The sequence below is a fragment of the Paenibacillus sp. FSL R5-0744 genome, from assembly GCF_037972555.1.
Taxonomy (GTDB): domain Bacteria; phylum Bacillota; class Bacilli; order Paenibacillales; family Paenibacillaceae; genus Paenibacillus_AQ.
On record NZ_CP150228.1, the window covers coordinates 1,609,426 to 1,632,969 of the forward strand.

General features: G+C 38.3%; 16 protein-coding genes and 2 pseudogenes. 14 read left to right on the forward strand and 4 right to left on the reverse strand.

The genetic code is table 11. The features are described 5' to 3' along the window. Positions 1–45: 45 nt before the first annotated feature. Positions 46–1,101: a DUF5780 domain-containing protein gene (locus tag MKY19_RS07065; protein WP_339801565.1), complete on the reverse strand. Its 1,056-nt coding sequence runs from the start codon at positions 1,099–1,101 to the stop codon at positions 46–48. Positions 1,102–2,154: 1,053 nt separating this feature from the next. Between MKY19_RS07065 and MKY19_RS07070 the strand changes: the two genes are divergently transcribed. From MKY19_RS07070 to sigK (MKY19_RS07105), 8 genes and pseudogenes are all read left to right on the forward strand, one after another. Next, entirely contained in the window at positions 2,155–3,144 is a 990-nt protein-coding gene (locus tag MKY19_RS07070; protein ID WP_339801568.1) for a hypothetical protein, read from the forward strand. Between the two features lie 572 nt (positions 3,145–3,716). Further along, positions 3,717–3,932 carry a hypothetical protein gene (locus MKY19_RS07075; protein WP_339801570.1) on the forward strand — a complete coding sequence of 72 codons (216 nt, stop codon included), beginning with the start codon at positions 3,717–3,719 and terminating at the stop codon, positions 3,930–3,932. Continuing rightward, entirely contained in the window at positions 3,923–6,022 is a 2,100-nt protein-coding gene (locus MKY19_RS07080; RefSeq protein ID WP_339801573.1) for a hypothetical protein, read from the forward strand. Before MKY19_RS07075 ends, MKY19_RS07080 begins: the two co-directional genes overlap by 10 nt. Positions 6,023–6,469: 447 nt before the next feature. Continuing rightward, positions 6,470–6,976: pseudogene (sigK, locus tag MKY19_RS07085) on the forward strand (RNA polymerase sporulation sigma factor SigK); the annotation flags it as partial. 788 nt (positions 6,977–7,764) lie between these two features. Continuing rightward, entirely contained in the window at positions 7,765–8,385 is a 621-nt protein-coding gene (locus MKY19_RS07090; RefSeq protein WP_339801575.1) for a TetR/AcrR family transcriptional regulator, read from the forward strand. Positions 8,386–8,541: 156 nt separating this feature from the next. Further along, positions 8,542–10,419 (forward strand): alpha/beta fold hydrolase, encoded by a 1,878-nt coding sequence (locus MKY19_RS07095; RefSeq protein WP_339801578.1) that lies wholly within the window; start codon positions 8,542–8,544, stop codon positions 10,417–10,419. A 353-nt stretch (positions 10,420–10,772) separates the two neighbouring features. Then, positions 10,773–11,012 (forward strand): hypothetical protein, encoded by a 240-nt coding sequence (locus MKY19_RS07100; RefSeq protein ID WP_339801581.1) that lies wholly within the window; start codon positions 10,773–10,775, stop codon positions 11,010–11,012. Between the two features lie 73 nt (positions 11,013–11,085). After that, positions 11,086–11,637, forward strand: a complete 552-nt coding sequence (sigK, locus tag MKY19_RS07105) for an RNA polymerase sporulation sigma factor SigK (RefSeq protein ID WP_339271529.1) — start codon at positions 11,086–11,088, stop codon at positions 11,635–11,637. Positions 11,638–11,856: 219 nt separating this feature from the next. Here the strand turns inward: sigK (MKY19_RS07105) and MKY19_RS07110 are convergent, their stop codons facing one another. After that, positions 11,857–15,009, reverse strand: coding sequence for an amidase family protein (locus MKY19_RS07110; protein ID WP_339801584.1), 3,153 nt, complete (start codon positions 15,007–15,009; stop codon positions 11,857–11,859). Positions 15,010–15,328: 319 nt separating this feature from the next. Here MKY19_RS07110 and MKY19_RS07115 point away from each other — a divergent pair, with 319 nt between their 5' ends. Both MKY19_RS07115 and MKY19_RS07120 read left to right on the forward strand, forming a co-directional pair. Continuing rightward, complete coding sequence (locus MKY19_RS07115) at positions 15,329–15,475, forward strand: hypothetical protein (RefSeq protein WP_339801587.1); 147 nt, start codon at positions 15,329–15,331, stop codon at positions 15,473–15,475. Positions 15,476–15,798: 323 nt separating this feature from the next. Continuing rightward, a pseudogene (locus MKY19_RS07120) lies at positions 15,799–16,056 on the forward strand (sigma factor); the annotation flags it as partial. A 38-nt stretch (positions 16,057–16,094) separates the two neighbouring features. Here the strand turns inward: MKY19_RS07120 and MKY19_RS07125 are convergent. Together MKY19_RS07125 and MKY19_RS07130 are read right to left on the reverse strand one after the other, a co-directional pair. Further along, positions 16,095–16,382 carry a transposase gene (locus MKY19_RS07125; RefSeq protein WP_076298193.1) on the reverse strand — a complete coding sequence of 96 codons (288 nt, stop codon included), beginning with the start codon at positions 16,380–16,382 and terminating at the stop codon, positions 16,095–16,097. Positions 16,383–16,549: 167 nt separating this feature from the next. Then, the gene (locus tag MKY19_RS07130; protein ID WP_339801590.1) at positions 16,550–17,488 is read right to left on the reverse strand and encodes an AraC family transcriptional regulator; all 939 of its coding nucleotides are present in this window, start codon (positions 17,486–17,488) and stop codon (positions 16,550–16,552) included. Between the two features lie 219 nt (positions 17,489–17,707). Here MKY19_RS07130 and MKY19_RS07135 point away from each other — a divergent pair, with 219 nt between their 5' ends. The 4 genes from MKY19_RS07135 (at position 17,708) to MKY19_RS07150 (ending at position 23,536) form a co-directional block, all read left to right on the forward strand. Continuing rightward, positions 17,708–18,646 carry an ROK family protein gene (locus tag MKY19_RS07135; RefSeq protein ID WP_339269562.1) on the forward strand — a complete coding sequence of 313 codons (939 nt, stop codon included), beginning with the start codon at positions 17,708–17,710 and terminating at the stop codon, positions 18,644–18,646. 4 nt (positions 18,647–18,650) lie between these two features. Further along, positions 18,651–20,399, forward strand: coding sequence for a class I mannose-6-phosphate isomerase (locus MKY19_RS07140; protein WP_339801594.1), 1,749 nt, complete (start codon positions 18,651–18,653; stop codon positions 20,397–20,399). 333 nt (positions 20,400–20,732) lie between these two features. Then, positions 20,733–22,766, forward strand: a complete 2,034-nt coding sequence (locus MKY19_RS07145; RefSeq protein ID WP_339801598.1) for a DUF5054 domain-containing protein — start codon at positions 20,733–20,735, stop codon at positions 22,764–22,766. A 329-nt stretch (positions 22,767–23,095) separates the two neighbouring features. Continuing rightward, entirely contained in the window at positions 23,096–23,536 is a 441-nt protein-coding gene (locus MKY19_RS07150; protein WP_339801601.1) for a hypothetical protein, read from the forward strand. The last annotated feature ends 8 nt before the right edge of the window (positions 23,537–23,544 follow it).

The window sequence follows — 23,544 nt, forward strand, 5'->3', positions numbered from 1 at the left end:
TAGATATTGCGACAGATGGCATGGAAAGCCCATGCTGATTGATCGTTAGAAATTCAAGGATTTTTCTTGATGTTCTTCAACCCAATATGGATAGTATTCATTTTCCCATTTTGTACCGTCGTAGTATTCGACATCTTTTACACAGGCAAGTACAGTTTTTATACCATGGGCGCTATCAAGACTCCACCCCTTTCCTTTTCCAAATGTTGCTTTTGGTACAATATTTACATTTTCAGCAATACCCACAAACTCGAAGGAAGCATCTCCGTACTCTCGTTTAATCTTTATAGGAAGTCCGTTAGAATCAAAGGCTAACATAGATACATTCATATTCTTAACCACTTTGTTAGAGTTGTTTCGGGTAAATACTTGAATCATATCGGGATATAAAGATTTATAGGTATCATCTTGAACTATTATAATAGATTTTTCTACTGTTACCTCTTGATTTTTCTTCGCTTCTTCCATCTTTACTTTACGCTGGGTGGCCAATTTTTCCTCATTCTGCTTTTCATAAACTGTTTTTTTAGCCATCATATCAGAATCATTAGGTATAATCACCAAAGCTTCATTTATGACTTTGATAGCATCATCATATTTTTGTTCGGACGAAAGCTTTTGGGCATCGTCCAGGATGGCGGTTTTATAACCAGCAGAAGTGTCCTTTATTAATTCCTGAGCTTTTGAATAGTTGGCTTCATCAACTTCGATAACCTTCTTCAATTCCGCAAGAGCATCCTTCACATTTTTGTTTTTCAGGAGTTCTTCTCCAGTCTTAAATGCTGTTCTCGAATCATTCAGTTTGTCTATCTCAGATTGAGCTGCACTTACTTCTGATTTCAAAAGGTTAGTTTTCTTAATTATTTCAAGTTGGTTTGTAGCTGTGGTATAATCAATCTTTTCGTTAGTGAAATCTTTTTTCGCTTCTTCAATGTTAGTTTGAAGAAACGTCTCAACTTCGGATTCTTTTTTTAGATCGCCTTTAATTTTCTTTTCATAAATTTCGATAGCATCTCCATATTTGTTTCCTTGGATAGCATTTTTGAATGAACCAACAGGTCTGTTATTTAAGAACCAGATTGTCAGTACGATGACAATCACGACTCCTATAACACTACCGATTAGAATCCATTTCTTCCTGTTACTTAACTTTTCCGAAGACGCTGTTGAAGTCTTAGTTCCACAATTTTTGCAGAAAAGACTGTCCTCTGGAAGTTCCGTGTTACACTTTTTACAGAGCATATTCATTCCCCTTTTTTTCACTTTGCCTGCTTAATGCCTGTTCAAATGGTTGTTTCGCTAAAATAATATCAAACTCTTTTGTTATTAACATGTCAGCGTATATATGTGCCGTAAATGACTAGGACTTAAGTTGCAGGTGAATGATACCATTCTACAAAAGTTAACAAATTCCTTCATATGTAATTCAACAAATAGAAATGCTAAAGCTTCTATGCAACTCTGATGGAGTAATATAGAAATTTTATATTAAAACTTAGAATGTGAGTTTGTTAATATGGTATAATTTACAAAAAAAACAATTGGGAGATATATCATGTGGCATAGGATGTTCAGAAGTAAATATCCATTTCACCGTGAGGATATATGTGCTGTTCACTGATTATGAGAATTGATTAATAATAAGATGCATCAGTATTTAGACCCTTCCTAAAATACGGAAGGTTTTTTTGTTATAATGAAAATGGTTGATGTTTCCAAATGAAATCTCGCTTATTGTTGTGTTTTTTGGGGGGGAGATGAGTGAATGAAAAAACAAACATATTTAAAAGTAAGTTCTGCCAGTGGGCACAAGCTACACTGCCTACAATGAGCGCTAGAAGTTTACCACTTCATTAAATCAGATTCTAAACAATCACATTACTGATTGTGACAATAGAGTTCAAATAATGATTAGAAACCTTGGGATTTTTCAGAAATATTTGAACAGGATATAGATATTCTCTTTGAGGTAGTAAAAAAACTAATTTATAAGACAGTCACACATGAAAATGCTAATAGAGTAGTAGATAAAAATCCCCAACGATGGTCACTTTGGTTTGAAGATAACGAAATGATGTTGTGGGTGATGGTATGGTTTGGAAAAATACAGAAGCATATTCGATGAAGAACTAATGCTTGCTGAGGGGAATTTGAATGAGTATTGATTTAGAACTTAGAAGTCCTCATTACATAACAAAGAAAGAACTAGAGGATATAATCTTTCCACTTGGTTGGACTATTGATAGGAGATACAGTTCTTATATTTGGTATCAGACTAGTAATTATGAATCAACACGTGGTGCTTGGTTGAATATTCAATACACCGAAAATGCACAGTATAGAAAGACAAAAACAATCATCTCTACAATGACCAATGCGGGCAGAAGCTATGAGGATTTGGAGGCGCAGAATAATGCTCTCAAAGTATTAAAAAGACACTTCGAGGGTTATATTTATAACACTCAGGAAGGGACTCGAAGCTATATCTATAATGATTTACCAAAGTTACTTCCAATAGAAAAGGCACTGGGATTTGTATATATAACTTATTCTCATAATATTATGAGAGCATCATTTATTGTTGAAGAAGTAGATGAAAGGATTATAAAAAGCGATGATTCATATATTGCATCTTTAGATAAATTTTTGCTAAGAAACAACACTGTGATTCCATTTCTAGTTACATCATTAGAAACCCTGTTAAAATACACTTTTATTAAATACATTGAAAATGATGATGATGCTATTGAGCAGATTTACAAAAAAAATGATAAGATTCATTTTTCTAAATTAAGAGGTTTGTTAAGTGGTCAAATAACTATGGCAGAAATCGAGGCAAAAGAAATTAATTTTCAAAATTTGTCATTAGCTCATGAAGGTTATAAGAAGTACGTTGGTATAGACTTATTTTCGATATTGAACAAGCATCTTGAATATGAAGGTTCATCTTTTTCTCTTAGAGAGGTATTAAGTGAAATAATAGAAATGCGTCATGAATTTATTCATGAAGGGGTTCTCAATACTAAATTAGGAAGTACCATAATGAATAAATATATATTCTTTATGAAGCAGTTTGGTATTAAGTTTATAGAAGAATTCAATCATAAAAAAAACCTTAGACTGGATTTAGAGAAGCTACTTTAAAAAAAAGAAAATGAAAGCAAGGTGAACAATGAGTAGATTTAATTGCCCCTGTTGTGGTTACCCTACACTAGAAGAAAGAGTGGTTGGGAGATTTGTTGTTTATGTGATTGGGAGGATACGGGCAAGATGACCCTCATGCAGATGAGGTTTTGGGCGGTTCTATCGATTTCAGTTTTTGAGACGGATGAATAGTGCTCTAACTCTACGAGCACCAATTGACATTGCCCGAACCAACACAACTAAGAAACGAAGTGGTTCAGCAGTGCATAAACAATTCACCGACAAATGGTCTGATCTTCTTTTAGGGCAATTAGTGTTTTTCTTGTTTAATTGCGCAGAAGATAATAGAAATTCCCCTCATTCCAAGCTATCATACGACAACTAATCCTCATATTACGATACCGAAATCTCGGTATCTAGTTTGGGGGATGGAGCGGGTTCTTGGGTGAAACCTATTGTGGAGAGGAAATAATGTAATAGACTGAAAAATAAAGTGTTAGACTTGGAATTATAGTATTAGACTTGGAATTATAGTATTAGACTAAGAAAATAAAGCTTAGACTGGATACGCAGTGATCGTTGCGTCCGTCGGCGGCTATTTACAATTTTCCATTTATCGGATTCGAGTAGCAGCTTTTAACATCAGTTATCCTGCTATTTATCTGCTATGGAATCAAAACTTCATATTTGATTCCAACTATAAATCAGGTGACGATCTTAAAAATGGTATGATGTTTCATTGCTTGCTTAGTATTATTATTCGAATGGAGCGTTTGAGATGGCAGTAAGGGAAAGTGCACAATTCATTGATTACATTATCCAGCACGCTGAAAAAAGTATCCGATTTTACTCTCCTCAGACCACCGAGCTAGATGATTTGTATCATTTTTTTCGAGTACAGGAAAAGTCGAAGCATGCCAAATCTCTCAATGAAATAACCGAAATTCTGAGAAATCGATTAAATAAAAGAATTAGCAAACTTGATACAGCGCTACTTAGGGAAAAAGTTATTGAGCTAAAAAAATTTCATTTATACCATCACTTAAAGTTCAAAATTGATATTAGTCATAATTACGATTACCTGGGTTATTTCTCTGGATTTATTCTAACAGCTATAGATGAACTTAATAACAAGGGAAAACAGCTCTCTATGATCCGTATCTCCCAAATTATTATGCTTTCGGTATGGATAAAGCGGTTGAGTCATTTTACATTTGGTAACTTTGAATCAAGTAAGAGGCTTGATATAGAATATTGGCGGTATGCAGAGACAGTTTGGTATGTCGAAAAGCATGTTCCTAAAGGAATTATTGAAGATGGTATTTTAATGAATCGCGAAGAAGTGGCAGAAGAATTATTTTTACGTATAGAAAAAAGAATACAAAGCTACGGACCAGTTAGATTTTTAGAATACGTGTTAGAAGAATATAAAAAGGCCTTTGATTCATCCACTGAAATGTATAATCGTTCAAATAAAGTAACGCGAAAGTTCCTTTACAACCTTGCGCTTAAAACGGTAACGTTACCTAGTGTTGCTGAAGGAAAAGGATATCCTGAAACACTAAAAGCCATTGAGAAAATTACTGAAGTTCTATTACATTTATATGATTATCTTATCGATAACGAATTTCAGTTAATGTTCGTCAATGATCCGATCCCATATCTTCAGAAAGCAATATTTCACGACTCTCTGTATAAAGAAACTCAGTACCCTCCTGAAAGTACATTGACGATGTTGAATGTGATACTGGAATCATATCGTGAGGAGCTTATAGAGAGGATCGGTATTGAAAAAGAGGCAATCATGGTAATCTCTAGAGAGATCATGTCTATTGCAATTTCATCTCAACAAACCACTGGTTCAGAGAATAAAATAACTGCAGATGAGCTAATTAGCAGACTTTACAAGAGGGTTTCTCCTGATGTAATTGTCACCTATCTAAATCAGCTATCTAGTACCAAAAATCTAAATGCTAATTTCCAGCACCCACTAGATGTTGTTCATATAGATGCTGATTCTGAGTGGCTTGTGCCAGTCCCTAATAAAGAACTTGAGTATTTCTTGCCTCTTCCATCTATAAGTTGTTTTGGCCTATATGATAAAATTAAAGGTTTACTGGGACATCCGGGAGATTTTGGCTTGGTGTTCGAACGATTTATTCAACAATGGATGACCACCCACCTTGGTGAAAAGGTATATTCGGGTAAATACATTTACGATGGAAAGGAAGCGGAATCAGACGGTATCTGTTTAGTTGAAAATTATGTCATCATATTAGAGAGTAAAATTAAGTCTCTTACACGGGTTGCTCGATCTGGACATATCGGGAAGCTACTACTTGATTTAGGAGGGGCATTTATTGATAGCCAACTACAAGCTTACCGAATGGAGTCCGCTTTACGCGATGGCCCCTTAGATTTATTTGACTCAGACTGTGATTATAGAGCAATGGTAAACGGAAATTGTAAACCCTTTACTCGAATTGAGACCCCACCGAATGCAGTCTATATTCGTATTTCATGTACACCGTTTCATTTTGGTATATTTAATGAAAGTATTGTACTTAAAAATATTTTTATTTCTTTAATAAGGTATTCGTTTGGAACTGATGAAGATGATTTAAAGAAAAAGTTCGTTTCGTTCGAAAAAAAACGGGAATTATTATTAGAAATAATGGCGAAACTCCAAAAGATTGCATATCACCCTGAAAGAATTCAAGAATTGACCCATCATTCTCATTTCCTGTCTTTTGGCCTCATTTATATGTTAAGTTGTTCAAAAACAACCACGAAAAATTTAGCACAACGACTCCGATCTCTTGCAAGTATACAATCCGGGGATTATGATACTTATTCAATTTTAAAACACATTTTATAGTTTTATTCAACTGCAGCTTATATCGCCGCGCTCTTTCTCATATGATGTTATCGAGAAATCCAGATGCGGACAAGTATCATAGTCGAATGCGGATTAAGCAGTCAGTGCCTCACCTGATAACAGGCCAATCGCTGATCGAGTAAGAACACTCCAATTCATCATCATGCCTTTGAAAATGCGTATTGGACGCTTGAGGCTCATGCGACACAGATTGGAGGACATCCGGCCTGGATCATGCGGAATATCTTGTGTACCTCTGCTGTTTGGTGACGATGAAGTTTATTGCGTAAATGGATGGAACAGGTCGAGGGCAGTGAGTGACTTTAATTATACATTTGTGCGAAGCTTGCCTGAACTTAACTGTGAATTACCAGCAGACGTAAAGTGATTTTCCGAGTGTGAACTTTTAAAAACAAAGGGGAGCTTACATCGTATCGTGTCCATAACCTCAAAAAATTCGATAATACTGGGGAAGACATGGAGGATCTGATCTCCATCGGCACGATCGGCCTGATTAAAGCCATCGAGAGCTATCGCCCGAACAAAGGCACAAAGCTAGCCACTTTTGCTGCCCGATGTATCGAAAACGAAATTCTGATGCATTTAAGATCATTGAAGAAAACGCGGAAAGACGTGTCCCTGCACGATCCGATTGGGACAGACAAAGAGGGTAATGAAATCACGCTAATCGATATCCTTGGCTCAGAAGCGGATGATGTCATTAAAGAAGTGGATCTTAAGATCGAGAAGAGTAAGATTTATCGTAATCTCGATATACTGGATGATCGTGAAAAGGAAGTTGTCGTGGGGCGGTTTGGATTGGATACAGGTGGAGAAGAGAGGACACAGAGGGAGATTGCTAAGGAGTTAGGGATCTCGCGAAGTTATGTTTCGAGAATAGAAAAAAGGGCGCTGATGAAGCTGTATCATGAGTTTTATAAGGCTAAGCGGTAGGGTCTTAGATAATAACTAAAGATTCACTATACAGTGTTTTAAAAGCGACTTGCCAACAGGGGAGTTGCTTTTTTGTTAATTCAAGTCGTTGGGATAAATGAACATAAAAAAGCATATTCAGAAAATTAACTTTGTAACTGCTGAGGGTTGTTTTATGACATACAAAGAAATATATGATCTCCATATTCAATTGTTACATGTATATGAGAACAATGAAAAGCATCAAGGTCCATATCAGAAGCAACTTAATTATTTTAAGAGACAGTTTTTTATAGCTCAAGATATAGTTCAACAAATTTTTGTTTTAAACCAGTTAATAAAAATTCATGAAAAAAGTAGCGAAATAAAAATAAAGTGGTGTTCAGAAGAATACTTTAAATGATGCATAGATTTAATATATATATGTTTTGAATGTAGGAATAAGCTTCTAGATAGATAACTCTAAAATGATCGATAGCAAAAAAAAGTAGTAATAATTGTTGCTAGACTTATATCTACAAGAGTTGAAATGATGTGGTAATAATATGGATATAATGAAAATATATTTTTGAGTCACTAACACGCCCTAGTCGCTTTGATTAAAGAGGATGAATCTGCCGATCAGATCCAATAACCTCGTGAATATCTCTGGAATGTGGATAACCAGAAGCGGTTTAATAATTCCATGACGTTTTTAACACAGCGTTAATACTATATGCGGACAAGTAGGAGGGAGTTGAGGTGAAAGAGGATCTTTTGATTTACAAAAAAACTTGTTTTTATTTGATTAGTACTATATAGTTCTATATATGACAAATATAAAATTGAACAATGGATCTTCTAAATCTAAGAGTTCCAATCCGGTTAACCGGACCAAGGCAGTTGAAGTGGCTGCACAGTTATTTCTGCGTCAGGGGTACAGCTACGTTAGTATGGATGAGGTAGTACGGGTTAGCGGAGTATCCAAGTCGAATATTTATTACCATTTTAAAAACAAGGAGGAATTACTTCAGGCTGTGGTGCAGTACTGGATCGCCCAGTATGAATCAGATCTTTACCTGCTGCTCAGTCAGCGTGAACGAGAGGTAACTGAACGCATCTATTCGTTTATGGCGTTACTGTCTGCAGGCATAGAGGGTCGGGATTATGAAGGAAGTTGTCCGTTTATTACACTGTATATGCAGACACCAGCCAGTGCACCGGAAGTAAAAGAAAGCATATCCCGTTTCTTTCGTGAGTTGCAGCCGATGATGGAGAAATTGTTCCAACAGGGGCTGGATGGCGGGGAGTTTCGTAAAGGAATCGAGCCGGGGCCAGCAGCAGCATTATTTATTGCGGCAATGGAAGGTTCCCTTGTGCTTGCGGAGACCGCGCGTGATACAGGAATTATTGAACAATCAGCACGTACTTTTTGTCAGATGCTTCGGTAAACGAAGCTCTTTTTTTGAATATTATTAGTACTTTATAGTACTAAAATGGGCGAATACACAATGAATGTTCATACTACTCGTGAAACAAATACGGAGCACACTAGGGACATAAAGCAGGTTATTAACAAGAGGGCAATTGAACCAGTAATCATTTTCATGACAGGCAGTACAGGCTTTATCGGTAAGGAAACAGTAAAACAACTCGCGGCTGGGGACACAAAATTGTTGTTGCTTGTTCGCTCCGAACCAAGAGCCAGAGTTGTGCTGCAAGCTTACGGAGTGAAGAACTTCGACCGAATTACATTTATCCACGGCGATTTGTCCAAACCAGGTCTCGGCCTTGTATTGACTGATCGGCAGCTTGTTCTCGAAGCAGACGTCATCATTCATGCTGGCGGCACGATGGATGTTACTCTGGAGCGTAAAGAAGCAGAACAAATTTTTATGAACGGCGCGAAGGAAGTGGCGGAACTGGCTGGCGAGATCCATCGTACACGCGGACTGAGACACTTTATCCATATTGTTGGATTTATGAGCCCGTATGGACAACGGAACGAAAAAGGGGAGCACATTCAGGTCAACAAACTAGAAAATCATGAAAGTGCATATGAAGAAATGAAATTTCACGCTGATCTGTATATCCGTGAACATGCAGAGGCGAATCAGTATCCGTTGTCTGTTGTCAATCCAAGTACAGTCGTGGGACCGCGACCCACGGGTGAAACCGAGCAAACGGGTGGTATCGGACTGCTCATTCAGGCGATTCAGAAACGATTCATGCCTGTTGTACCGGGAGGTTCATCGTATTGGTTGCCGCTTGTGGAGAATGATGTGGTTGCAAAGACCCTTGTCTTTTTATCCAAAGAAACAGCTCCAGTGGGAGGAACGTATCCACTTTTGGCGCGCAAAGAAGATAGTCCTAGCATGAAGGAATTACTGCATCTTCTGTCACAGCAAATGGATGTTCCAAAGCCCAAATGGGCTGTACCACTGACATGGATTCAATGGGCGATGAAATCAGGCGGTACGCGGATCAGCGGTGTTCCAGCAGAATCGGTTTCTTTTATTACCAACAGAACATTTCCGGTGGAAGAGACGGAGGCTCTGTTCACACGTATGGGACAATCCTGGCCTGATATCAGGGAACAGCTTCCATTTGTGACAGCCGACTTGGATTATCGTCTCCGTCATGCATTATCTGGGACTTATCCAGCCGGTTGTACTCGATCACGGATCGGAAATTTGGCTGCACTTGGTTGGGATGGTGAAGGAGAGCCGTGGATCATCGTACATGGTTTGCTTAGTTGTGCCGATGAGATGTTACCTTTGGGAGAACGGATTCGGGAACTGACAGGAAACCCGGTATGGCTTGTCGATCTGGCCGGATTCGGTCGGTCACCTGTTCATCAGAAGAGTGAAGCGTTTGAAGGCCAGGTGCATGAACTACTCACCGCACTTCGCGAGTTGGAAGGCCCGATGAAGCTGATCGGTCACTCTGTTGGGGGCGCAATTGCAGCTACGGCGGCAATCAGGAGCGGACGCACCGATATTCAGCTTGGTTTATTGCAGCCCGCAGGTCATAACTCTAACCAGAAAGCTCTGCGTATGGCTTCCCGTATGCCAAGAGGTTTCGTGCGTACCCTTCTGGCCGGGCGATCCGAAGCTGGCTGGAATCGTATGCTTCAATCAAACCGTGACACGGATCACCGTGTAATTAGAAGATTTGCAGAAAAGGTGAGGTCCAGTATGCAATCTCCACGCATTGCGGGTGCGCATACCGATTTGTTACGCTGGATTCATACCGGGAAGGTCAAAGGAGTCCAAGACAAGTTATCGATGGGGACGTGGAGTAAAGCTGATCAGGCGAAGAGCACAGTAGTGGTCTGGGGCAAGGAAGATGAGGATTACCACTATCCTGAGGAAATCGATCCACAGGTTAAATGCGTAGATGTACCCTATGGTCATTATTTTCCGGTATTTCAGCCCCATGATACGGCTGCGATTCTTGTAGAGTGGTTCAATACCAAGAGATGAGACGAGTCCAGTTCTCTACGGTGCAGGAATCCCGCGAAAGTTCGATTAGGGTGTGTCTTAGAACTCCTAAAGGAGCAGATTTTGCCGAATTTAGTTCCAAGCCAGAAACTTTTTCGCAGGCGTACCGGGGTACGTCAAGAGAAAGTGACGCAGCAGGGGGACGAAAAGGCGGTGAAAGATGCCCTGAGTTTTTCTCTGTAGTTAAGGGACTTTTTCGTTGTAATATTACAGATGAGGTTAAAAGAAATGTTGATAATTGGCTTATGACATACGAGAGTGCAAATACCAAACCTCACTTTTATACAGTATTATTAAGATCAATCGGCTAAGAATATTAGTTTTTAGGAGGTAACATGGCTACTATTAAAATATGGGGAAAGGAACTGGTTTGTAACTGTTGTAGTCAATCAGACTGGGATCACTCCCAAATTAGAGTAACTATTTGTGATATTAGTAAGGGAGAAGAAAATTCAATACAATCAAGATATCTATTTAGTTGTACAACTTGCGGAATGGAGGTAATGTTTGGAAAAATATATGATTGGGAAGATAGTAGTAGAAATATTGTAATTGAAGAAGGAAATTCAAGATAGTTAAGTGTAAGGCCACATAGGAGCGTAAGAACTCCACGTGGCTATTTAATTGTTTGCTTGCCCAGAGACATGCATAATTCTGTCCATTTCTAGTATTACATCGTATCGTGTCCACAACGTCAAAAAATTCGATAATACTGAGGAAGACATGGAGGATCTCATCTCCATCGGCACGATCGGCCTGATTAAAGCCATCGAGAGCTATCGCCCGAACAAAGGCACAAAGCTAGCCACTTTTGCTGCCCAATGTATCGAAAACGAAATTCTGATGCATCTTAGATCGTTGAAGAAGACTCGTAAAGATGTATCTCTGCACGATCCGATTGGGACAGACAAGGAAGGTAATGAAATTACTTTGATCGATATCCTTGGCTCCGAGGCTGATGATGTCATTAAAGAGGTCGATCTTAAGATTGAGAAGAGCAAGATATATCGCAACCTTGATATTCTGGATGACCGGGAGAAGGAAGTTGTGGTGGGTCGTTTTGGATTGGATACAGGCGGGGAAGAGCGAACGCAGCGGGAAATTGCCAAGGAGCTTGGGATTTCGCGGAGTTATGTTTCGCGGATTGAGAAGAGGGCACTCATGAAGCTGTATCATGAGTTTTATAAGGCGAAGCGGTAAGACTGATGACAATTACACAGTAATAATCCATTAATAATAAAACTTGAAAAGCGACTTGTCTACGGATGAGTCGTTTTTTGTGTGGATAGGGTTCGCCCTACTTATGATACGGTTCATCGCACTATCTGTAACGGCAAGTTATAAGGCCATCCCTTTCGGGATGGCCCTTCCTGTAAACGCGGTTACTCCAGTACTCTGTCATTTTTAATTGAATTTCTTTTAATTAATAGTTCCTAGTAATCTGGAAACAATTGCTGCAAACTCTGCTCTAGTAGTATCTTTTTCAGGCTTAAATGTACTGTCTGCGTATCCTGTAATAATATTATTGGATGCGAGTGCATCAATGGAATCATAATACCATGCATTTCTTGTAACATCTTTGAATGATGTGTTTCCAGTACCTGTTAGCTTAAAAGCTCGAGTGATTAGTGCCGCTAATTCACCACGACTAATCTTCTCATCTGGACGGAATCTTCCGTCACTATATCCGTTCATCAAGCCTGATCCAGCAGCTGCACCAATAAACTTATTCGCCCAATGAGTTGGAGATACATCTATAAAGTTACTTTCTTGTCCTTCAAGTCCCATGTAAGTTGCAATTACTTTAATTGCTTCGGCACGAGTCAAACCTGAATTTGGACGGAATGTTCCATCGGAATAACCGGTCAATAATCCCTTAGCAATTAGTGCGTCAATGCTTGCTTTTGCCCAATGATTCATTGTATCTACAAAACTAACAACTTTCGGCTTATCTGCTGGTGTTATTGTTTCTGCAGGTGCCGTTGTTTCTATAGGCGTTGTTACTGCTGGAGGTGTACCTCCTCCAGTATTTGGATTGGTTGGTCCATTATCTGTGTTTGGATTAGGATTAGTAGAGTTTGAAACATATTGAAGTGCTGGAGCAAATGTTGTAAGTAGTCTAGCTTGACTTTGTTGCTCAAGAGCGTAGCCCATGCCTAAAATTTTTGCATCGTCCCATGCTCTACCAACCAGTTGCATAGAAATAGAATATCCGCTGTCATTCGTTCCTACAGGAACAACTACCGTAGGGAGACCCACATTAGAGGTTAATACGCCCGTGTTACGGTCAGAACTTAATTGAGAAGCTGATGCGTCATTGTTATATACGTCACTAATAAAACCTGCATAAACAACAGCATCAACGCCATTCGCGTCCATCCAGTTTTTAATAACTTCCTTATAGTCTGTTCTATACTTAATGTAATCTTGTACAGCTTGTTCAGTCATACGAGTTGGAGTACTATATCCTCTTTGATTATAGATAAGCACCTTATCTGAAGCTAGTACACTTGCTCCATCAATATAAGGGAAGTCCCTATGAAGCTCAATATAACGTGCCCAACCTTCAGTAGATCCATTAATACCTGAAGGACGACTAGGGCCTGATGGTACAGCTGACATTTCAACCATTGTCGCCCCCGCTGCTTGAAGCTCTGAGAACTTATCCATCACTGCCCGTCCAGTATCATCATCAGCATATGCAGATACAAAGGATGCAGGGATATATCCAATTTTCTTTCCTTTCAATGCATTAGCATCCAGAGATTCCTTCCAATCCACTGGACGCTTATGATCTGCATCAGCAGTGACTGTGAAAATATCTTGTGGGTCCGTACCCGTTGTAGTATTCAATATAATAGCTAGGTCAGTTACTGTTTTAGCAATGGGACCTGCATAATCTTGTCCCCAAGTGAGTGGAAGTACTCCTGTAGTACTTGCCATACCGTCTGTACCCCGGAAGCTTTTTAAGCTAGCGCCTGTAGTTGGTGCATAGAGAGATACCCCTGTTTGCGATCCCATTGCTGCTGCTGCAAAATCAGCTGCAACAGATACTGCAGACCCGCCGCTTGAGCCAAAAGATGTTTTTGATGGATAGAGTGCATTCCATGTTTGCTGCCAGCCGCTCTCACTAAAGCTTCCGCTGTTAGCAAACTCAGAAGTATTTACTTTACCAATAATTACAGCTCCAGCTTCCCGCAGCTTTTTCACTTGGAATGCATCGGAATCAGGCTGCCAGCCTTCAAGAGCTTTACTGCCACCTGTAGTAGGCATATCCTTTGTGTCATAAATATCTTTTATCGCAATTGGAATACCCAATAAATCACCTTTTACACCTTGTGCACGGGCATCGTCAGCAGCTTTTGCTTGGTTAAGAGCAGTTTCAGATACATGCAGGAATGCATGGAATCCCAATTGTCCCTCATCGTATACCTTAATTCTATCTAAATAGGCTTGAGTAATTTGTACAGAAGAAGTTTTACCATTAATCATATCCTTCTGCATTTCTGCAATTGATTTATTCTTTACATCATACGGCGATGAAGTTATTAATTCTTTGGCCGCAGGAGCATTTGGAATATCCAGATGATCTCCAGTATCAAGTCCCTCTATAGCAGATGTATCCCAGTTGCTAATTGAACGAATTTGTGCGTTTGTTAATCCTGTTACATCCAGCAGACTATTAAGTCCATCTAGCATAGCAACCAGATTTTTCAACCCTTCTTCACCAGCTTCTCCAACTTGTACATAATTTACTAGGGACTTCGATTCGCCCGGCCCAATATTTAGTGAATTAATGAACCCATAGAAATTCGCTTCATTTCCATACTCAGCTAATGGTATTGTGAATGGATCCTGTTGCTGATTACCTAGACCTGTTAATCCATTATCAAACGGCTTTGGAGATCCCACTGCAACGCCTAGCGGCTTATTGTTTCTGGCACTGCTATCTACAACAATCCATGAATCATCTGTTGTTACCTTTAGATCGCCTGAGTAGGTTGCCTTAACTACTGAAGCATTTGTTGTTGTACCATATCCTAAAGAGCCACCGAATGATACATCAACTTTTATAGCGACATCATTTTTATTAGTGAATGTATCAAAGAATCTCGTTCGATTATGAATAGTATCCACATACACCTCACGTGTTACAGTTACATTTCCTAGATTTACAGATTGAGCCGAAGTAAACTTATTAACGCCATCGTATTTCAAGTCAAACCCACGCATCATTTGACCATTCATCAGTGGAGCTGAAGGCGAGGACACTTTAACAAAGATATTGCCGAAACCTTGTACTTGTGTAGCACCAACTGTACGTAAACTTCCTGTGTCTAAGCTAGGAGCAAAAACATCGTGAATCTCCCATACTGTGCCACTTTCTGAAGTAACTCTAGTTAAAGCGTCAGCTGTTTGGAACGGAATTATACTCGTAGCAATAACAGATAACACAATTGAAGTAGCTATAAATTGCTTTTTACTCCAATTTTTTTTTGCTGGTGAATATTCAGATCGGGTGGAACCAGAATGATCTCTTTTTGTTTCACGTAGACGTTTGAACTTATTCATGTGCGTAATCTCCTTTTCCTTTATGTATTTTATTATTTAATGTTAGGAAATATAACACTTGCATTTGTTTCAGTCAATAAATATTATGAATTTAATATATTTTGAGTTTATAAAAAGGAGAAAAAGGCATTTTTAATTATTACGTGTAATGTATGTGTAAATTATTTTGTTAAATGGATAACGTTATATGATAGGTTTTAGGGTCCGTAGGATATTGAGTATCATCATCCGGCTGCATCATCAAAAACCTTGAATTTCACGAAATCAAAAAGAAGAGGAACAGCTAATAATTAACGGAGAATATTATGTTTTTCATTTCATGAAAGTGGAAGATTTCTATATGGGAGAATGGCATAAAGCAGAATCACTGATGATTCCAGATGCACTAGCCCGCAAGATCAATAATGGGCATCCTGAAAAGAGTAAATTATCTGCTGGGAAAGAAGCCATAAGAATAGCCAGGTAGTATATCTGGAATAAGTGGGATTTCATTGTGGAAACCACTTTAGCGGGTGGTAACGTTATAAGGCAGATGAGGGATACAAAGGAATAAGGCTTTGAAATTATTGTGTTTTATGTGGGACTAGCAGATGTTCGGCTAAATATTGAATGTATTGCTCTACGTGTGAAAAACGGTGGCTATCATATTGAAACCGAGGATATTGTTAGACGCAATTTAACAAGTATGAATAATCTCACTTAGAGTTGATTGATCAATTAATTGTTATTGATAATAGTAAAGCTGTAATTGGTTTATTTTTTTTGACATCACATCGTGTCCACAACCTCAAAAAATTCGATAATACTGGGGAAGATATGGAGGTTCTGATCTCCATCGGCACCATCGGCCTGATTAAAGCTATCGAAAGTTATCGCCCGAACAAAGGGACAATGCTAGCCACTTTTGCTGCCCGTTGTATCGAAAACGAAATTCTGATGCACCTGCGTTCGCTCAAGAAAACACGTAAAGATGTATTTCTGCACGATCCGATTGGAACGGACAAAGAGGGTAACGAAATCACGCTCATAGATATCCTTGGCTCCGAAATTATTTTTAGGTCTACCATAGTTTCGTGTAAGTAAACTCATTCCAAATGAAGCGAACGATTCAATATTTCTGAAGGTGACTCCCATGATCGTGCTTCCAAGTTGCCCCTACTGCGGGAAAAATGCGCTAAATCCATAACTACGGCAACCGGATTAAGCAGACCCATCGCAGGATGATTCTCATAATAAGCAAGTAATTCTTTCGATGTCCTGCCTAGAATGATGTCCAGCAAAGAGTCACCACGCAAATCATGCAACCCCGTATTGCAGGTATGACCTTCAAGGATAGCAAAATCATCAATACCTAACACCCCTCCAAGTTTCACTCGTTCCTCATGATAACATCGGTTTTTTTTGAGTGTCTACTTGAAGGGCACACTACCACTTGTCGATTTTTTCATAAGATTAATATATAAAACAAGTCGAATACGTATATCCCCAAAGTGCTTTGATTTGCTGGTTGAAAACAAAAAAACGCTATTCAGATTCTTGATCAGTTTATAGAAGCGCTCTGTAAATAAGTCTCAGTATATTCTGGTACTAATAGCGTTTGTTGGTTGAGCTTTCTCTTGAACTCCCCAGGTGGCATTCCCATTTCTGCTGAAAAGACAGTGGTAAAATAGTGAACTGTTTTAAAACCTGACATTTCTGAAATTTCTTTGAGGGTAAGGTCGGTATCTGAGAGGAGGATGCTGGCTTTTCTCATTCTCTCTCTTTTAATATAATTTGAAAACGATTGGCCTAATTCATCCTGGAAAATACGTGATAAGTGTCTTTCTGAAATGTGAATAAAATCCGCTACATCGCTCATTTTCAATGATTGAGATAGGTTGTCATGGATGTATAGCTTCGCTTGATATACTAAGGACGAATAAATACGAATTTCTTTATTCTTTTTGTATTTAATTTGTTGTTCATTAAATAAACCAACAATACTTGAATAGAAAGAAGAACATAAGCCTTGAAAGCAGTCGTTGAACAATAGGTAAAAATCACAGGCCATAACGAGGATCGAAGTCCATAGTTTTACAACGGGAGATTGGCTAGCGTTATTAATAATGAATTTTTTCGTTTTTTCTAGATTAGTGAAAAGTTCTATTAATTTCTTTGTTGATTTTGTTTTTATAATTTCAAATCCAACAAAAATAATTTCCAATCCAGTTTCGCTTAAAATTTGGTGTTTAACGAAGGGGCGGGAAAGGAAAAGGGACCCACTCGTTATATGAAATGAATGTCCATCATCCATATACTCACCTTCACCGTTGACAATATAACACAGTTCAAAATAAGAATGTTGATGTGGCTTGTTATTGTAATGATCGGGTTGAGCACCCCAATAGTGAATTAGAATGGAAACATCACTTCCGTTGACTTGAATAGATTCCTGATTAAGAGCAATTGAACCATCTATAAACAAATCAGTCCATTCCATGGCTGTCTTCCCCTTTCAAAATAATGATGAACCACATTAATGTTCCCGCTTTGATAGTAGCATATTTCTCCACGAGTGTATCACGAATGTCTCGATTTTATAAAAATATGACTGGTTTCTCAAAAGATTAAGGAGAGAACAAGATTTATACTAAAATTAAATATTGAATGATCCAATATAAAAAGGGTATTTTGCCAAAAAGGGATGTGAAGAGTTGTAATGAATAAATATTCGATCGCATTTGATGTCGGAGGATTGTTTATAAAATCAGCTGTTTTAAACGACGATGGGGAAATAGTTCCTAACTCGTATGCCATCTTCCCCTCGAAATCAAAAGAGACTAAAGAAGGTATCATTGAACATTTGGTGTTCATCATTAAGCAGCAAACAAATGGAATTTTGGATAAAGACTTCGAAATAACTGGAGTTGGCTATGCATTTCCAGGTCCATTTGATTATGAAAGCGGGATAAGTTACATCAAAGGTATCGATAAATTTGAAGAGATATACGAAGTGAACCTTCGTGATCTATTAATAAATCGTCTTAAACAAGAAAGTTCTTTTCATTCAAAGACAAGTAATGAGTTTCAGATTGTTTTTGATAATGATGCTAGCCTGTTTGCTTTAGGAGAATATGTATCCGGCAAGGCTGGAGGTTACAACAAATCCATCTTTTTAACGATTGGTACGGGGGCAGGATCGGCATTTATGGAAAATGGGAAATTGGTAAAAGACAGACAAGATGTACCGGAAAATGGATGGATCTATAATCAACCATTTAAGCAATCCATAGTCGATGACTATATTTCTAAAAGAGGTATCTTAAAACTGGCGAATGAATTAGGCCTTAGTACATCAGACAACGAAGTGGAAACATTAGCCGCTATGGGCAAAAATGAAGACCAGAGGGCAAAGATGGCATTCCGAATGTTTGGAGAATATATAGGAAAAGCTTTAAATCCATATATAAAAAGTTTTAAACCAGATGCGATCATTCTTGGCGGTCAAATTACAAAAAGTAAAGATTTGTTTATGAATGGGGTTTATGAAACGCTTGAGAACAAAACGGTAAACATTGAATGTTCTGAAGAAACCTCACTGAGTACATTTAAAGGTGTAGCAAATCTATTAAAGCAATCTATTAGAAGGAAGGAATAAAATAATGGCTAATTTTAATATGTACCCAGAGATACTAGTATCCAATTCAAATGATCATGCTTGGCAAGATTACGGAAACATTAAGAATGAGCTTAATCGGGCAATAATCAGACTAGGAAAGCAAAAGACTATCGTTACCGTCGATTGTTATCCTGGCGTAAGAATGGAAGAACTAAAAGCTAATCTTGTTTCAGTAATGGAACCTGCCTATACAATTTTTGCAGATGATTTATATTATTCTAGCGATAAAGTAACGGATATGATTAAATTTCATCTAACAACGGATAGAGTATTTGGGAAGATATCGCTTCATAATTTCGGGGATTTTTTAGATGATGAACGTTTGGAAGAGGCTAGAAGTGCTATTAGTAACATTGATAGCGGTTTAATCATTATTTATGGTTCTGGTGCTACTCTTGTATGTGATCCTGATATTCTCATATATGCTGATTTGGCAAGGTGGGAAATCCAAAAAAGATATAGTAATAATGAAATTTCAAATTGGAGAGCAGACAACCATAATGAGGATGCGGTTAGAAAGATTAAAAGAGGCTATTTCTTTGAATGGCCAGTTGCGGACAGACATAAAAGGAAGTTGTTTGAAAAAATAGATTATCTATTAGATACGAACTGCAGCAATGAACCAAAGCTGGTAGAGGGGGCAACCTACTTAGCTGGATTAAAGCAAACAGTCAGCCAGCCTTTTAGAGTGATTCCTTACTTTGCCCCTGGAGTATGGGGAGGGCAATGGATGAAAGAAAAGCTTGGTCTTGATCCGTCAGTTGAAAACTATGCTTGGAGCTTTAATGGTGTACCAGAAGAAAATAGTCTTTTTTTAAGATACGGGGACGTAAAAATTGAAGTCCCAGCTATTAATGCTGTTTTTAGACATCCAGTTGATCTTTTGGGTGAAAAGGTATATGGACGTTTTGGCGCGGAGTTCCCGATTCGATTTAACTTTTTAGATACTTTTGGGGGCGGAAATCTTAGTTTACAGGTTCATCCATTGGTTGATTATGCGCAACAAACGTTTGGGGTGCATTATACGCAAGATGAAAGCTATTACATCGTTGATGCAAAAGAAGATGCTATCGTTTATTTGGGTGTCAAGGATGATATAAATTCCAATGAAATGATTCAAGATTTAAAACAATCATATGATGAAGGCAGTAAATTTGACGACCAAAAGTATATTAATCAATTTCCAGCTAAAAAGCATGACCATTTTTTAATACCAGCAGGTACTATTCATTCGCAGGGTAAAGATTCCTTGGTATTAGAAATAAGTGCAACACCCAATTACTTCACGTTTAAATTATGGGATTGGGGACGGTTGGGGATGGATGGGATACCAAGACCTGTCCATCTTGAACACGGAATCAATTCTATTCAATGGGAAAGAGACGAGAAGTGGGTCAGTGAAAATATAATCAATTGTCTAGAACAAATAGGTGAAGGCGATGGATGGATCGAAGAAAAGACAGGCTTACACGACAGGCAGTTTATTGAAACTAGAAGACATTGGTTCTCAGGACCAGTCATCCATAACACTGATGGCGGTGTCAATGTTCTCAATCTAATAGAGGGGGAGGAAGCTATAGTCGAAAGCCCTACAAATGCCTTTGAGCCATTTATAGTTCATTATGCTGAAACATTTATCATTCCTGCAATGGTTGGCAGCTATTCGATACGCCCTCATGGTAATAGCGTAGGAAAAAAAATGGGGACAATCAAGGCCTATGTTAGAACATAGCAGAATTTTCGATTAAAGCTGAAGTAAAAGCTGTTCGAATCATTAAAGAAAGAGCGTTTCGAGAAGGAACATAAGCTTACCCTTGGTATTATTGCAGATTGCATACGTTTGGGTCGCATTTGATTTTAATCCACATATTTGATAGCTCATAACCCACGTCGAAGAGGACATCATTCAATGATGTCCTCAGGCTGTCGAGAAAGTCTCGACAGCCTGGGATTATTAAGAGGTTTTTTATGAGAGATCATGATTCAGAGTCCAAATTGGAATGGCCGAACCTTGTAGAAACAAAAGTGGAGTAAAAGCCTGAAATCAATTATTTCACGACGTATTATGACTAAGAAAGGCGTGATTATAGAAATGAAAAAAATCTATGTGGTAAACAAAACTCATTTTGACATTGGTTTTACCGATTTAGCAGAAAATGTCTTGCACAAGTATTGCCATGATTACATTCAAAACGCAATCACTTTAGCTGAAGACTTAAGAAAAGAGGGCAAAGACTTTGTTTGGACAACAGGTAGCTTTATTATTGAATATTACTTCAAAAACATGGATGAAGAAGCTTGTAAAAAGCTAGATGACGCCATAAAGAAAGGTTACATTCGCTGGCACGCAATCCCGTGTACGTTTGAATCTGAAACTATGACACCTCAAACTTTACATTACATGACTTCAATCTCAAAGAAGTTAGATGCTCGTTATGGATACAAAACAACAAGCGCAAAGATGACTGACGTCCCAGGACATACTATCGGGATTGTTGATGAGTTATATCGTCAAGGAATTAAATTCCTACACATTGGTGTAAATGGCTCGAGCTCAATTCCAGAAGTTCCAGATACATTTCTATGGAAGAATGGCGAAAGTGAGATAATTGTCTCTTATTCAGACGACTATGGTGGCGTAATCGGAATTGATTGCATAGATAACAAGCTGGCGTTTATGCATACTCATGATAATAGTGGTCCAGGAACAAAAGAGAAAATAAACGTCTTTTTGTCAAAAATGGCGAATGAGTATCCAGACTATGAGCTTGAATTGACTTCAATGGATCAGTTTGCAAATGAAATTTGGGAAGTACGTGACCAACTGCCAGTTATTACAGAGGAGATTGGGGACACATGGATTCATGGAATGATGTCTGATCCGAAAATCATTCGTGATTATCGGATTTTAACTAATTACATGTTTGATAACAAAATAGAAAATGATGATGCTAACTTCTATGCGATGTTAGTTCCAGAGCATACTTGGGGAATGGATATCAAACGCTATTTCAGTGACTATATGAATTATGAAAAGAAAGACTTCCAACGAGCGCGTAGTTTAGACCAAATTACGGATCTTGATTTAACTTACTCTTATGGAATTGTTAAAGATGCAACTGTTGGCGAAATGCAATTCACTTATAATGAGTGGACTGATCGTTCGTACAAATTTTATGAGTCTTCATGGAAAGAACAACGGAAGAACGTTGATCGTGCAATAGCTTGTTTGGAGCCTAAAGATCAAAATAACATTAAAAAACTTATCGAAGTTCCATATCATATCTTTGAAAACCAAGGTATTGAATGTGGTTTGGAAGAATTGATTTCGGTAAACGGGTATCAAGTTATGTTTGCTAGCGATGGTTCAATTAACCACTTAGAAAAGGATGGAACACTTTACTTTGATCAGGACAACAAACTCGGGGTTCTGAACTATACAATTGCTGGGCAAAATGACTATGATAACCTACGTTACAACTATTTGCGTGAATTACAACATAATTGGTGGGCAATTGACTTCTTAAAGCCAGGAATGGAAATTCAAAAACGAATTCAATTGAATGAAAATTTCACACCACATGTTGTGAAATTAGTTATGGAAAATGATTCGATTATTGCAACTTTAAAGTATAGCCAAAGAGCTGTGGAGGAGTATGGTGCTCCAAGAGTTGTAAAGGTTAAATATCAATTTGGAGATAAAGTTGAAATTGCACTATTATTAAAGGATAAAGATGCAATTCGTTATCCGGAAATTTATTCTTTTGACATTACACCACGTTTGAATTCGCCGTACTTAACTAAGATTCGTAAAATTGATACCGTTATTTCACCTTTTGAAGTGGTAGGTCACGGAAATAAGTTGCAACACATGATTGAAGAGTTAATTTACGATGGCAGCGATAAAAAAATCAATATTAAACCTATTGATGCCCCTCTTTTGGGAATCGGAACAAATAACAATCTAAGTTATAACAATAAATACCATCAAGACAACAATAAATTTACGTTTACACTATTGAACACAACATGGGGAACTAATTTCACGATGTGGTATGAAGAAGATATTTTTGCTCGTTTTGAGTTAGTGTTGGGATAACAATTTCCTGCGAACATAATGGGCATACGCCGATGCCTCTTCATCAAAAAAACAGTTTATTCTCTTATCTAGACTGTTTTTTAGGTGCATTTAGACCGTTTAAGCGATATTCCTTCAAGATGTGTTTGATAAAGTATTCTCAGGCTAGGTCATCATCACGCTAACGGGACACGATAGCTCAATAACGACACAAAGGCAATCGATCAGTGGATCGGCTGCCTTTGTTCAGCTAACGAGCAGGATAGTTTAAATAATACGACGAAATACTCTCAGCATAGGTGCTTCCACGAATACAATCAGGAAGCGGTAAATCCTACATCGCGGAGTTATTGAGCGATAAACTCCATATCCCGCATTACGATCTAGACAATATTTTCTGGGATCATCAATCGAACGAGTATGGCGTAAAGGCACCGGAGGATGAGCGTAACCGCCGACTCAGAGAAATCACCGGTCTCGATTCATGGATCAAAGACGGCGTATACAGGTCGTGGGTAGCGCCAAGTTTTGATGCTGTAGATAAGATCGTCGTACTGATGACGCCGTTGTCCGTTCAGGAGGAACGGATCTGGGAGCGTTATGAAGAGCGTATTGCGGACATCGTCCCAAACAAGAAGCGAGAGACGCTCGAAGGCATCCACAACTTGTTGGCATGGAATAAAGACTACAATCTGACGAAGCTGCCTAACTTGATCGACCATTGGGAATATAAGGACAAAATGATCCTCGTTCGCGATAATTTGGATCTTCTTGAACTTCAATTGATGTGACTTGTTTT

What these genes read in the sequence shown, in the direction of transcription:
- MKY19_RS07070 (WP_339801568.1), top strand. Translation starts at nt 2,155, where the DNA reads ATGAGTATTGATTTAGAACTTAGAAGTCCTCATTACATAACAAAGAAA.
- MKY19_RS07080 (WP_339801573.1), top strand. Translation starts at nt 3,923, where the DNA reads ATGGCAGTAAGGGAAAGTGCACAATTCATTGATTACATTATCCAGCAC.
- MKY19_RS07090 (WP_339801575.1), top strand. Translation starts at nt 7,765, where the DNA reads ATGACAAATATAAAATTGAACAATGGATCTTCTAAATCTAAGAGTTCC.
- MKY19_RS07095 (WP_339801578.1), top strand. Translation starts at nt 8,542, where the DNA reads ATGACAGGCAGTACAGGCTTTATCGGTAAGGAAACAGTAAAACAACTC.
- MKY19_RS07100 (WP_339801581.1), top strand. Translation starts at nt 10,773, where the DNA reads ATGGCTACTATTAAAATATGGGGAAAGGAACTGGTTTGTAACTGTTGT.
- MKY19_RS07110 (WP_339801584.1), bottom strand. Translation starts at nt 15,009, where the DNA reads ATGAATAAGTTCAAACGTCTACGTGAAACAAAAAGAGATCATTCTGGT.
- MKY19_RS07115 (WP_339801587.1), top strand. Translation starts at nt 15,329, where the DNA reads ATGAAAGTGGAAGATTTCTATATGGGAGAATGGCATAAAGCAGAATCA.
- MKY19_RS07130 (WP_339801590.1), bottom strand. Translation starts at nt 17,488, where the DNA reads ATGGAATGGACTGATTTGTTTATAGATGGTTCAATTGCTCTTAATCAG.
- MKY19_RS07135 (WP_339269562.1), top strand. Translation starts at nt 17,708, where the DNA reads ATGAATAAATATTCGATCGCATTTGATGTCGGAGGATTGTTTATAAAA.
- MKY19_RS07140 (WP_339801594.1), top strand. Translation starts at nt 18,651, where the DNA reads ATGGCTAATTTTAATATGTACCCAGAGATACTAGTATCCAATTCAAAT.
- MKY19_RS07145 (WP_339801598.1), top strand. Translation starts at nt 20,733, where the DNA reads ATGACTAAGAAAGGCGTGATTATAGAAATGAAAAAAATCTATGTGGTA.